This is a genomic window from Cytobacillus solani (assembly GCF_006704205.1).
Taxonomy (GTDB): domain Bacteria; phylum Bacillota; class Bacilli; order Bacillales; family Cytobacillaceae; genus Cytobacillus; species Cytobacillus solani.
The window spans coordinates 419,148-431,725 of the sequence record NZ_CP041305.1; the positions used below are offsets into that span (position 1 = coordinate 419,148).

Annotated in this window: 11 protein-coding genes; 1 reads left to right on the forward strand and 10 read right to left on the reverse strand. The window is 34.8% G+C overall.

Annotated features, from left to right (window positions below; all coding sequences use genetic code 11):
* Nucleotides 1–6: 6 nt before the first annotated feature.
* The 8 genes from FI644_RS02110 to FI644_RS02150 form a co-directional block, all read right to left on the reverse strand.
* Nucleotides 7–2,976, reverse strand: a complete 2,970-nt coding sequence (locus FI644_RS02110; RefSeq protein WP_142107949.1) for a type I restriction endonuclease subunit R — start codon at nucleotides 2,974–2,976, stop codon at nucleotides 7–9.
* A gap of 57 nt (nucleotides 2,977–3,033) precedes the next feature.
* Complete coding sequence (locus FI644_RS02115) at nucleotides 3,034–4,371, reverse strand: restriction endonuclease subunit S (protein WP_142107950.1); 1,338 nt, start codon at nucleotides 4,369–4,371, stop codon at nucleotides 3,034–3,036.
* A gap of 4 nt (nucleotides 4,372–4,375) precedes the next feature.
* Complete coding sequence (locus FI644_RS02120; protein ID WP_142107951.1) at nucleotides 4,376–6,502, reverse strand: type I restriction-modification system subunit M; 2,127 nt, start codon at nucleotides 6,500–6,502, stop codon at nucleotides 4,376–4,378.
* A 152-nt stretch (nucleotides 6,503–6,654) separates the two neighbouring features.
* Nucleotides 6,655–8,166, reverse strand: a complete 1,512-nt coding sequence (locus FI644_RS02125; protein WP_142107952.1) for a protein kinase domain-containing protein — start codon at nucleotides 8,164–8,166, stop codon at nucleotides 6,655–6,657.
* Nucleotides 8,167–8,185: 19 nt separating this feature from the next.
* Nucleotides 8,186–8,725 (reverse strand): hypothetical protein, encoded by a 540-nt coding sequence (locus tag FI644_RS02130; protein ID WP_142107953.1) that lies wholly within the window; start codon nucleotides 8,723–8,725, stop codon nucleotides 8,186–8,188.
* An 83-nt stretch (nucleotides 8,726–8,808) separates the two neighbouring features.
* On the reverse strand, nucleotides 8,809–9,177 hold the full coding sequence (locus FI644_RS02135) for a GIY-YIG nuclease family protein (protein ID WP_142107954.1): 369 nt from the start codon (nucleotides 9,175–9,177) through the stop codon (nucleotides 8,809–8,811).
* Between the two features lie 50 nt (nucleotides 9,178–9,227).
* Nucleotides 9,228–9,527 (reverse strand): nucleotide pyrophosphohydrolase, encoded by a 300-nt coding sequence (locus FI644_RS02140; RefSeq protein WP_142107955.1) that lies wholly within the window; start codon nucleotides 9,525–9,527, stop codon nucleotides 9,228–9,230.
* Between the two features lie 662 nt (nucleotides 9,528–10,189).
* Nucleotides 10,190–10,414 (reverse strand): helix-turn-helix domain-containing protein, encoded by a 225-nt coding sequence (locus FI644_RS02150; RefSeq protein ID WP_142107956.1) that lies wholly within the window; start codon nucleotides 10,412–10,414, stop codon nucleotides 10,190–10,192.
* Nucleotides 10,415–10,618: 204 nt separating this feature from the next.
* Between FI644_RS02150 and FI644_RS27460 the strand changes: the two genes are divergently transcribed.
* Nucleotides 10,619–10,882, forward strand: a complete 264-nt coding sequence (locus FI644_RS27460) for a Spo0E family sporulation regulatory protein-aspartic acid phosphatase (protein ID WP_379999777.1) — start codon at nucleotides 10,619–10,621, stop codon at nucleotides 10,880–10,882.
* Between the two features lie 257 nt (nucleotides 10,883–11,139).
* Here the strand turns inward: FI644_RS27460 and FI644_RS02160 are convergent, their stop codons facing one another.
* Nucleotides 11,140–11,784 carry a DedA family protein gene (locus FI644_RS02160; RefSeq protein ID WP_246066991.1) on the reverse strand — a complete coding sequence of 215 codons (645 nt, stop codon included), beginning with the start codon at nucleotides 11,782–11,784 and terminating at the stop codon, nucleotides 11,140–11,142.
* Between the two features lie 197 nt (nucleotides 11,785–11,981).
* A complete protein-coding gene (locus FI644_RS02165; protein WP_142107957.1) occupies nucleotides 11,982–12,281 on the reverse strand; it encodes a nucleotide pyrophosphohydrolase in 300 nt (99 codons plus the stop codon).
* Nucleotides 12,282–12,578 lie beyond the last annotated feature (297 nt).

The window sequence follows — 12,578 nt, forward strand, 5'->3', positions numbered from 1 at the left end:
CGCTTATCAGCTAATTTTCGGACTTCCGGAGTACACATCACCATCTGTATTGTATGTTAGTGTAAACACCATATCTGATAACCATTTCTTAAAAGAGTCGTTATCATTGTACTGCTTAAACACTTCCATGTTGTCAGACATAAGGTTAATGACAGCTCGATTTAAGGCTTTTTGGCTCTCAATTTTTGCATTTTGCTTATCAGAGTTTTTCATCGCATTTTGATAATCTTTATCTTTTGCGACAATTTCCGGGATAGCAGCAATATGTTTCTTAACCTGGTCTTCGTCCCTCCAAGGAATATTTCCAAAGAGGTCATGGAAGGTTTCGAGAATATTGCTCAGTAAATCTAACTCTACTTCTGATTTCCCACCCATTGCCGAAGTAGGTACTGGTGCAATTTCATACTCTTCCTTATCCTCTAGTACAATGGACATTTTAGCCTGTGCTTCCGCCCTGTAACTATCTAAGTCAATCGCTTCGAGGATACCAATTGATAGGTCTTCTTCTTTTGGTGCAGGTAGCTTTGGTATCAAGAAGTTTAGGAAGATTGAAAGTCTTTCCCACTCGGGGTTCCCATAAGGCAAGATGGAGGCCAAGAATCCGTACGTCCGAACAAATGCCTTTGCCTTGCTCTTGAAGTCAATTTGACCATCTTCATCCAAATCATCTTCATAATGCTTTGCACAGACATCAAGAATTGGGTCTAACTTATCTCGTTCCGCTCCATTAAGGTACAGCTCGACTAGGTTTTCAATATGTGTATCTGTGAAAACATGATATCGTCTGATGTCACTTTCTAAGTCATTCAACTTATCCGGGTCAGTCTCTTCTGAAAGAACTGTTGTTTTATAATACTTGGAAAAAGCATCTTGAATCGTAATTGTTTCATTTGCAAAGTCAAGTACGAACGTATCATGTTTCTGTGGGTGAGCTCGATTCAAACGAGAAAGGGTTTGAACTGCTTTAATGTCTGTCAACACCTTATCAACATACATCGTATGAAGAAGCGGCTCATCGTAACCTGTTTGGAATTTATTTGCCACAACAAGGAGACGGTATGGGTCCTTTTTGAGTTTTTTCTCAATCTCATTACTCGGGAACCCATTAACTGAGCTCTCTGTTACCTTTTTCCCACCGTACTCGTGCTCACCTGAAAAGGCAACAATCGGTTTAAACTGACTTTTACGTTTTTCCAAATATGCAGATATTGAATAGTAGTACTGGATTGCTCGTTCAATGCTGCTAGTTACAACCATAGCACGCGCATGACCGCCAATTTTCCCTTTTGCAATCACTTGGTCATGAAAATGGTCTACCATGATTTCAGACTTTAGTTCGATTGCCTTTTCATTGGACTCAACATACTTTCTCAGCTTTTTTTGTGCCTTCTTTTTGTCAAATTTCGGGTCATCTTCTACTATCTTGGCAATCTTGTAGTAACTCTTAATTGGCGTGTAATCTTTCAATACGTCCAAAATGAAACCTTCCTGAATGGCTTGTTTCATAGTATAGACATGGAACGGTCGATGTTTAATCTTTCCGTCCTTTGGATAAGGAACACCAAACATTTCAAGCGTTTTATTCTTCGGGGTTGCTGTGAATGCAAAGTAACTCGCATTGTTAAGCATTTTTCTCCCCTCTAGTATCTTTAAAATCTTATCTTCTGTGCTTTCATTTTCCGCATCTTCATATTGGTCAGAAAGTGCCATATTCATTTTGGCCGACATGTTTCCACTCTGACTAGAATGAGCTTCGTCAATGATGATAGCAAACTTGTTTTTTCGGTGTTCGTTTCCGATGTCATCAAGAATGTACGGGAATTTATGCACAATGGTAATAATGATTTTCTTACCGTCCTGAAGTAGTTTCCTTAAGTCTCCGGAGCTTTCTGCATGCCCCACCGTATTCGATACCTGCATAAATCCCTTGATGGTATTCTTAATCTGCTTATCGAGGTTAATTCGGTCAGTGACAACGATAACTGAATCAAAAAAATTCTTACCGTCTTTTGACAATGAAACTAATTGATGAGCAAGCCAAGCAATCGAATTCGATTTTCCACTTCCTGCACTATGTTGGATAAGATATTTTTGACCGACACCCTTCTCACTGACATCAGCTAGGATAGATTTCACACCAGACAACTGATGATATCGAGGGAAGATTTGGGTGCGCTTTACCTTTTTAGTTTCTTGGTCTTTTTCCTCAAGAATTTGTGCATAGTTCTCAATGATATTTGCAAGTTCACTCTTCACAAAAATTTGTTTCCAAAGATAATCCGTCTTGATTCCATCAGGATTAGGAGGATTCCCAGCTCCATTTTTATATCCTTTGTTAAAAGGTAGGAACCAGGATTTCTTACCGTCAAGTTTCGTACACATTCGAACTTCATTGTCATCAACTGCAAAATGAACCATACATCTTCCAAATTGAAAGAGTAATTCACGAGGGTCCCGGTCTATCTTATACTGATAGACCGCATCCTCAACATTCTGCTTCGTCAGTTGATTCTTAAGTTCACATGTAATGATAGGAAGACCGTTGAGAAAGATGACGAAATCAAGAGCAAGTTTCATGTTGTCTCTCGAATACATCAACTGTCTAGTTACACTAAATATATTTTTTGCATACAGTGTTTTGGCTGTCTCATTTGCTTTAGAAGGAGTCAGATAAAATAAATCGAGTGTGACTGGATAGATTTTTAGTCCGGTTCTTAAGACTTCAATCACACCATTTTTCGTAATATCACCCTGCAAGCGATTCAACAACTTTGCCTTGTTGCTATCGCTTTTATAGACACCTAACATCTCTAACTTTTCTTTTTGAGTATCCTCTAAAAATCGAAAAAAACGTGTCTCATCTATTGCATAGTCTTTATTGTAGTCATTGTTTTGCCCCTGCTCATACCCATTCTGATTTACTAGATGTTTAACAATCAATGCTTCTAGTCCTGATTCTTTGGTGTTGGTTGCCATTAAACCTCACACTCCTCGACTTTTAAGACTGCCTCCAATTCTGCAGAACTTTCATTTTCATATGTGTTGATTTTGGTTTTCTACATACCTTACATCATACTTACCTGTTACAACCTCTGAAATAAGAGTAACCCTATATTCGTTAATTAGGTTTATTTCTTTCTCATAAGCTTCAATTATACTATCGATTCTCTCAATCTCATTATTCAGGAATTGAACAATCGATTGTTGTTCATCTAATGGGGGTGTGGCAATAAGTAGATTTTGTAATATACCCATACCAATATTAGGCTGTGTACCAAAAGACCATTTATCTTGAACCTGTTCTTGAAAGTATGTCGCATTAATAGCATAAAAAAGAAAGTAAGGGTCATTTTCTTCATTACTACGAACCAAGGCAAGAGGTGACCAAACACTAAATTCTTCATCAAAATCTACAATGCAAGATTTACCTGTTGTAGAGCCTGATTTTACAATAAAAATATCATTCCTCTGAGGTTTTAATTTTTCACAATATTTTCTATGGTCTTCTTCAGAAATATAGCCCCGCATACTATCTAAATTAATTTTACCGTTATATACAGCTTCTGCAGAAACAAAAGGAACCCCTTTATCAACAAATACTGGTGTTTCATGGGGACCATCCGACATTTTAGTTGATGTCAACCTTTTTAATGCTCTAAACTCCCAATGTTCAGGTATCTCTTTAATCCATGAAATGGAAGACTGTTTATAATTAATATCAAATCTAGTACCCCTTGTTACTGCATCATTAATAACTGCCTGTTTTTGTTCTTTCAATACAGCTATGAGCTCTTTTTTTACTTTAATGAACTTATTAATTTTTTCAAGTTGGTTATCAAGATATTTAACAATCTGATTTTGTTCAGCAATTGGAGGTAAGAATAACTTAATGTTTTTAAAATCATCATAGCGCATATCCCATTGTCCAACACGTACTCCGTAAGAAATTCTATTATATATTGTCTTAAATTTAGCAGACCTCATTAAATAATGAACATAATCACTATTCAAATCCCCTAATAATCTACACACAATATAAGCAGGACTCACTATTCCTTTATACTTAGAAACCCCTAGGGAACCTTGCCACATCTTCATCTTATTTAGTACCAGATATCCCACATCTACAAATTTATAGTTAGATAGGTCTTGGCTTTCAACATTATGATTATCATCTCGGGAAGATTTTCTAATAACACCGTATTCTCTATATACTGATAAAAGTTCCAAATCATCTCTAGTTCCGTTTCTTTCACTAGATAGCTTAGTAATAGACCTCACTGTATGTTCCTGCCAATGGCTTGGTACAGGTCCTAACCAATCATATTCTGTTTCTTTATAAACTTCATAGGGTTTAAGTTTATTCCCCATTTCCTTACCCCCTTATGATTTCTTGAAGCAAGCCTTCTGTTTGTTCTTCAAGTAGTTTAATATCAGAGGAAATTTCTTCAAGAGAACGCAGTTGAATAGGTTTATAAAAATATTTCGTAAAGCTGATTTCGTAACCAATCTGCGTTTTACTTTCATCTATCCATGCATCTTTTGCGAATGTAAGTACTTCATCCTTAAAAAACTTTTCAATTCCACCTTCATGGAGTAAAGGTATTTGCTCTGTACCTCTTAAATTACTGTCTGGTTCATATTCTACAACACATTTTTTTCCTTCAATAATAGAACTGAATAACCCCAATAGAGGATTAGCTTCAACTTTTCCAGCCTTGTTAACTTTTTTGATAACCTTCTCAGCATTCTCATCGACCTGCGCTAAATAATTTTTAATCAAATTAACCCGTTTTACTGGAAGTTTTTCGCCTAAACCTTTTGCAACTTTACTTAGTTCAGCAATGAATTCATTAAAATCTCGTACAATTGAATGATTGTAATTTTCCGCAGCTTTTTCAATAATCGTTAAAAGTTTTTTATCTTTTTGCTGCACACATACTTCTTCAAACTCGGTTAACTTCTCTTTAGCTAAATCCACACTTAACCGTAATGGTCGTTCTACGGTTATCTTGTGATAACCAAATTCTTTATTATCGAATATTTTCGAGTTTTCTGTTTCATTAAAATTAATAAGCATGTCAGTGATTTGCTTTCGCAAACCAGGCGTTAATTCACAATTTTTATTACCAAGATTTTTGCGAAGTGGACTTTTTAAACTTGTTGCGTCAATAAGTTGGACTTTTCCACTACGATGAGCTGCTTTTCTGTTTGTAACAACCCAAATAAACGTTGCAATTCCAGTATTGTAAAACATATTTTCTGGTAAAGCTATGATTGCCTCTAGCCAATCGTTTTCGATAATATATCTTCTTAAATTACTTTCTCCTTGTCCAGCATCTCCAGTAAATAGAGATGAACCATTATGAACCTCAACAATACGACTTCCAAGTTCTGTATCATGTTTCATTTTGCTTAACTTGTTTGCTAGAAATAACATTTGACCATCACTTGAACGAGGAATCATTTTAAAATCCGGTTCCCCATCATGAGTTACGATGAAACGTGGGTCTGAAATATCCGATTTTCCACCTAATCTCTCCAAATCAGTTTTCCAGCTCTTACCGTAAGGAGGATTGGATAACATAAAATCAAAGTTTAGTGTAGGATATCCATCATTTGATAAAGTAGACCCGAAGGCTACGTTATCATCCTGAAGTGATTCTCCTTTAATTAGTAAGTCCGCTTTTGTAATTGCATACGTTTCTGGGTTGATTTCCTGTCCATATAGATATGTGTTGATTTCCTTATCATGTTCTTTTGCCAATTGGTGTAGTCGTTCATCCGCAATTGTCAACATGCCTCCAGTTCCACAAGCTCCATCGTATACAAGATAAGGTGCATTTTTGATTTTATCTGCAATAGGTAAGAAGGTAATGTCAGCCATCAGTTCTACTACATCACGTGGGGTGAAATGTTCTCCAGCTTCTTCATTGTTTTCTTCATTAAAACGGCGAATAAGTTCCTCGAAGATGACACCCATAGTATGATTATCAAGTCCCGGTATCTTCACATCATCATTATCGTCTAATACTGGTTTTGGACTTAAGTTAATAGTAGGACTTACAAACTTCTCAATAACAGCACCTAAGATATCCGCTTCAATCATCGTATCTATCTGATTACGAAATTTAAACTTTTCAAGGATTTCTTGGACATTCGGTGAAAAACCATCTAGATAGGCAATAAAGTCAGCTTTCAATTGTTGCTGCTTAGCACGTGACTTCAAGTCTTTAAGGGTAAAAGGTGACGTGTTACAAAACGATTGCCCTGCTACACTACATAGAGCATCCGTTTGATTAATTACACCAGCTTCATCTAGACTTTTTTTCATCTGTAGAACTGCATCTTTTGTTGGTTCTAAAACAGCATCCAAACGACGAATAACGGTCATTGGCAAGATAACATCTCGATATTTTCCACGTACATATACATCTCTAAGGCAATCATCAGCAATGCCCCATATAAAACTAACAATTTGATTATAAGTTTGATTATTCACGTTGTTTCCTCCAAAAAATAGTACTTAGGACCATTTTATCATATTAATGACTAGTCTTTAATCCAATAAATTGGTATTTTAAAGTAAAAAGCAATCACACTTGTGATTGCCCTTTAATATCAGGAGTTATAATACTGATTATAAGCTTTAAACTATACAGAAAGAATATCTTCAATACTAGGTTCTAATCCACCTTCTATTAATCTTTCAATTAATCTTTGCGATTCAAATCGGTTTACATCGGTAGCAATTGTGTTTAAAACCCTTGCAGCAGTTTCTTTAGTTAAGTATGAAAACCCATTAGATTTTAAAATCCGATATGCTAGGTCCGAGAATACATCGTATGAAGAAAATGAGAAGCCGCAATACTCTCGAAAGGAATCTTCAATCATCTTCATTATTTCTAAACTGCGTTTATCATTGTTTTCGATAAATTTCATAATTGAACTAATAAATTGAGGAACATTATCTAAATCCTTACATAACTCCATCGCACTTAAACCATAAATATAATTTTCTACATCTTCATCGTAATAGCCATTTTTGATTTTTTCTTTTACTTCTTGAATTTTTTCATTGTTTTCATGGTAAGAGATTGTTTTTTCTACAGCTTCTAATAGCTCTTTTGCATCTTCAAATCTGTATAATGGATTTTCATTCGTAGCTTTTTCTGTAACGCTTCTGAGTATGTGATTATAATTTCGAGGGTCGCTTCCTACTATATAATTTATAAGTCTCCCTAGAGAATAAACATCACTTTTTTTATCCCCCTCTTTCAGCTGCATAAACTGTTCAGGTGCACAATAAAATAACTGTCCAAATGAATTTGTGTAGGCAGTTCTATGTGAATGAAACATATCTAAGTCTTTACCTAATCCAAAATCAGAAATATGTAACCTTCCATTAACTATCAAGATGTTATGTGGGCTAATATCTCTATGTACAATATTCCTTTCATGTACCTTACCCATTACAAAAAGTATTTGGCGAATCATAGTCTTTTGGGTATCAAAGTCGTGAGAATAATTTGAAACATAGTCAAACAATGATTGCTCCGCGAATTTCATTGTGTAGGAATAGTCATCTAAATGAAAATCGTAAACTTCAATAATTCCTGGTACATCATTTAAGGATTTTGTTATATTGTACTCTCTTTTAAAGCGGCTCTTAATATCCTGCTTTACAAGAAACTCTTCTTTTAACTTCTTAACTATTAGTCCGTTAGATTTTCTTCTATAAACTGTTGCAAATCCGCCTTCTCCTACGTACACCAAATCTTCATCTTCACTCACAAGTTCAAATCTGTCTTCTTTTTTTATAATAACTAATCCATTTGGCTTTAAAAGATTATTCATATTTTGATGTATCTTTTCACTTGAAACCACTGCATTAACCTCTGAAATTTGCTTTTCAACCATCAGGTATCTTTTACTTAGGATTAAGCTAAAGAATCTATCAATCTTTTTCTTATTTATTAGGTCTACAAGTTTATCTACAGTAAAATACCATCTTGATGGAAAACCTTGTCCATATGAATCTTCATAACCAAAATTGGTATTAAAAAAATCTACCAATTGAGGTCCTGACTTATATTTAAAAAACTCTTCCTCTGTATCTCCATTAAAAAGGTCAGCTATACTTCTTAAAATTTCTTCAGAAATCAACTCTACACCCCCATAATAGTTAAAACTTCACAATATAATAATCCTGAAATTCACCCTTCATATAATATTCAATTTCTACAAGTCTTTTTTCAAGGTTAATTTCATAATAAACACCAAGTTGATAACGGCAAACATGTTCCGGAAATGTTTTTCCATCGTAACTCCAAATATTATCAAAAGAATCTTTTGTGAGGGCTATTAATCTTTCTCTATCTTTATCTTTTTCTGCTTTACTATTCGAAGATTTTTTCATCTCAATTGCAATTAAATTATCTTGATTTATATTTTCCCCTCTACTATGCACGATAATATCACATGTAATAGGAATGACTACCTCTTTATCATTCTTAATTGTCTTAAGCTTTCCTCCTTCATTTCTATTGTACTCTACATCAACATGATACTTAGAAAAGTTAGTTTTACTTATTTCTTTTGCTAAATATTTCATTAGCTCTCCACATAAAGACCGTTCAGATACACCACTTAAGATAAAGGCTTTCTGCTCCTGCAGAAAGCCTTTACTTGCCTTCTCAAAAATTCCAACTATCTCCTGTATCATAATACACACCCACTAACTTATAAATTGTAAAAATACCTTAAAAAAACCTCATTTACTTATGGTACGGTTCACCGTATCACATGCTAAAACAAGTCCTCATTAAAGTACTTTTTTTCATAATAATTGTGCATCACACTATTGACGGTTTGACTCTTGTTTTGTAGTTTGTATCGTTCATCTGCTAAAAAATAATTAATCAGCTTGGTTTCAATATTGTATGTGGCTGATCGATTAAACTTTTCATGAATGATCAGGGACATCTTCTTTAATGCTTTTCTCTCACTATTATTTAAGTGGTCCCTCATCCGATTTCTTACTGCTACTGTCTCACCAATATAGACTGTTGTATCGTTATTGAGAAAGTAAACTACTGGATAATCGGTATAGTAACCGTTCATTCTATCTATTGATGATCTGTCAAAAGGCATTGTTTTTATCTCTATTTTACTCATATTGATTTCTACCTACCTCATGATTAACTGGCATATTAAAGAATAATCAATTACTTTTTATTCACCGGATATTTTAAAGCATTCTTCTCCATTTTTTTAAATGCTTCCTCTTCTAAATCTATATTCATTTTATCCGCTAACTGCAGTAGATAAATAAATACGTCCGCCATCTCTTCTTTAATATTCTGTTTGGATTCAGCAATCGCTTCTTCACTCGTTCTCCATTGAAAATTTTCTAACAGTTCATTCGCTTCTAGAGAAATAGAAAGAGCTAAATCTTTTTCATTATGATAAGGACTCCACCCTCGTTCATCTCTAAATTCAATAATTTTTTGCATGAGTTCTTTCATTTCTAGCCCACCTAATTTGAATATTTTTTTGTAAATATCTACTATTTTAACATTTGATGTTATGTAATTAAATAGAAGCAGGCACCCGTAGTGGACACCCGCTTCTCTAATAAACTAGTAGTGATGCAATTTCAACATGTATCCGCTGCTAGTCCCTGCTCTCACCATCAATATCTAATTGACTTTTCCTTACTTCAGTACAGCAGGACCTGATTCGAATTCTATCTCTTCTGTGATTTCATAGAAATGAGCCCCTAACCGTTTAGTAGTAGTTTCTTTTTCTGCTTTTATGATTACGGCCGTTTTTCAGTCTCCGGAAATTATTTGGAACGGTACGCTGTTTAATAAAGGACTTTGGATATTTGGATTGGTATTAGGGTTATTTGGCATGATTATCCCTGTTTTCTTATTCACGATCGCCGTTCCTAAAGTTGGGTTAGGGATGTCATCGATCTTAAGTATAAATTATTTAAAAAGAAGGAACCACTCTGACCTAGGGCAAGACGAATGGTTCCTTCTCTTTGTACTGACTTAATTAAATAAAGATTGTTACAACACCTATTAAAACTAAAGCTATCTTCCTTTTACAATCGACTATATCTTAACTAACAAGTTTATCCTGCAAGATATTTTTCAAGTCTACTAAATTCCAAGATAGCATGCTAATATAATTCCTTTTCAATTTCTCCTAAAAACTCAGAAGGTTTCAATCCTAAGGGTTTACACAAGGCAAATAATGTATTGATAGTTGGACGACGTTTCCCTCGTTCCAATAAACTGATATAGGTTCGATCTAGCTCTGATAAATGAGCGAGTTGTTCTTGGGATAATTTTTTATCTTCTCGAATGTTCCTTAACACCTTACCGAAAATGACCTCAATACTCAAATTAACCCCTCCTAGTTGTGGTCATTATCGACTTTTTTGTGACAAATAGTCTACGGACTATAGTCTACAAAGAAAATAAATGCTAATATTAATAAAAGTATTAGTGTTATCAGAAAAGTTAAAATACAAAAAAACCACTTTCACAAATGGAAAAAATAATATCTAATAGGACCGAATAGAATGATAATTAAGGTGGCGGGATAAGTGGGTTTACTACGAAAAGCAATAGAAGAAAAAAGAGAGCAAATGATAGCAAGCGCTAAAATATGGGGTATAAACTCAAAAATAACCATTCAATATAGTCAAGAGCTAGATCTGCTGTTAAATATCGCCCAGAATTCAGGTAACATACACTCACCAAATAAAATACATATTAGCACCGGTCCTATATCCAAATCCCACAATATTAAGAGTGCCTATCGTAAATCCAGACGTGACGATGATTCTATACGAAAAGAAACTGAATGACAGACAGCATTCTATTATTTTTTCAAAAAAAAAGGCTTTCATATCAAAGGGTGTTCCAGCTTTCACTTTAGTAGATATAAGATAACTAAAAACAAATGAACAGAAAAACGAAAAAGTCCTCCCCTATATAACATAGAAAGACGACTTTTCTTTTTTTAAATAAAATTTATATAATAAGTTTAAACTCCGCTTTACTATCACTTGTGGTACGGTTCTCCGTGACTATTCTAAGTGCGGAGACTACATCTTTTGAACCGTCATCCTTTTTTCAATTTTCCCCGAATCACCCCAATAATAGCTGGCAACACAGATACAAAAATAATTGCTAAGAGAACCGTTGAAAAGTTATCTTTTATAATTGGGATATTTCCAAAAAAGTAGCCTAAGATCGTACAGATGCCCACCCATAAAGCAGCACCTGTCACATTATAAATCAGGAAATAACGGTAGTTCATCCGGCTTGCCCCTGCAACAAAAGGAATAAACGTGCGAATAAACGGCATAAAACGAGCGATCACAATTGTTTTTCCTCCATGCTTATTAAAGAAATCTTCAGCCTTCTTCATTTTATCTTGGTTAATCAATTTTCCCATAAAACTACGATTTGAGATGGTTGTCCCTACTGTCCTGCCGATATGATAATTTACCGTATCCCCAATTACCGCAGCGAAAAAAAAGATAATGAGAAGTAAAACAATGTTAAAAGCTCCCATCGCAGCAAGAGCACCACTAGCAAACAATAAAGAATCACCTGGCAAGAAAGGGAAAATCACAATTCCCGTTTCCACAAATACGATTAAAAATAAGATTCCATATGACCAACCGCCAAAATTTTTGATGATTTCAACTAGATGTTCATCAATATGTAGGATGAAATCAATGATATTTTGAATTAATGTCAAAGCTGTACCCACTTTCATTTTTATATACATTCACATTATCTTTTTCTTAAAGCCATTAAGAATACTCTTTTTCCCTCTTCGGCTTGTAAATAATATTGATCGTTTGCCAACTGCCGCGTCGAAAGTCACCTTCCTGATTGACTTGTAATTTTCAAAATTCCACCTAATGATCTCTGTCGTTCGAAAGGAATACCCCATTACTTCTCTTTATTTACCGGATATTTTACCGCATTCTTCTCCATTTTCTTAAAGGCTTCCTCTTCCAAATCGATATTCATTTTATCCGCTAACTGCAAAAGATAAATATATACATCCGCCATCTCTTCTTTAATATTCTGTTTGGATTCAGCAACCGCTTCTTCACTTGTTCTCCATTGAAAGTTTTCTAACAGTTCGTTCGCTTCTAGAGAAACAGAAATAGCCAAATCCTTTTCATTATAAGGACCCCAGCCCCGCTCATCTCTAAACTCTATTATTTTTTGCATTAATTCTTTCATTTCAAGCCCACCTAATTTGAATTCTATTTTTGCAAATATAATCTATTTTAACATCTGCTGTGATGTAATTAAATAGAAGCAGGCATCCTTAGTGGACACCTGCTTCACGTATATAGTACATATCAATTGGCTGTAAAGGCAATGTTGCTATCAACCTCGAAACCGTCTTTCAAGCGCCTCCATCTCCCCAGCCGACAGTATTTTCTCTGCCGATGGGAACAGCACTTTTTCTTCTCTGTCAAAGTGCAGGATTAAGGTTGCATATGCTTGGACAGCATATACGGCAATTGCCTGGGC

Coding starts and splice junctions, on each gene's coding strand:
- FI644_RS02110 (WP_142107949.1), bottom strand. CDS start 2,976: ATGGCAACCAACACCAAAGAATCAGGACTAGAAGCATTGATTGTTAAA.
- FI644_RS02115 (WP_142107950.1), bottom strand. CDS start 4,371: ATGGGGAATAAACTTAAACCCTATGAAGTTTATAAAGAAACAGAATAT.
- FI644_RS02130 (WP_142107953.1), bottom strand. CDS start 8,725: ATGATACAGGAGATAGTTGGAATTTTTGAGAAGGCAAGTAAAGGCTTT.
- FI644_RS02135 (WP_142107954.1), bottom strand. CDS start 9,177: ATGAGTAAAATAGAGATAAAAACAATGCCTTTTGACAGATCATCAATA.
- FI644_RS02140 (WP_142107955.1), bottom strand. CDS start 9,527: ATGAAAGAACTCATGCAAAAAATTATTGAATTTAGAGATGAACGAGGG.
- FI644_RS02165 (WP_142107957.1), bottom strand. CDS start 12,281: ATGAAAGAATTAATGCAAAAAATAATAGAGTTTAGAGATGAGCGGGGC.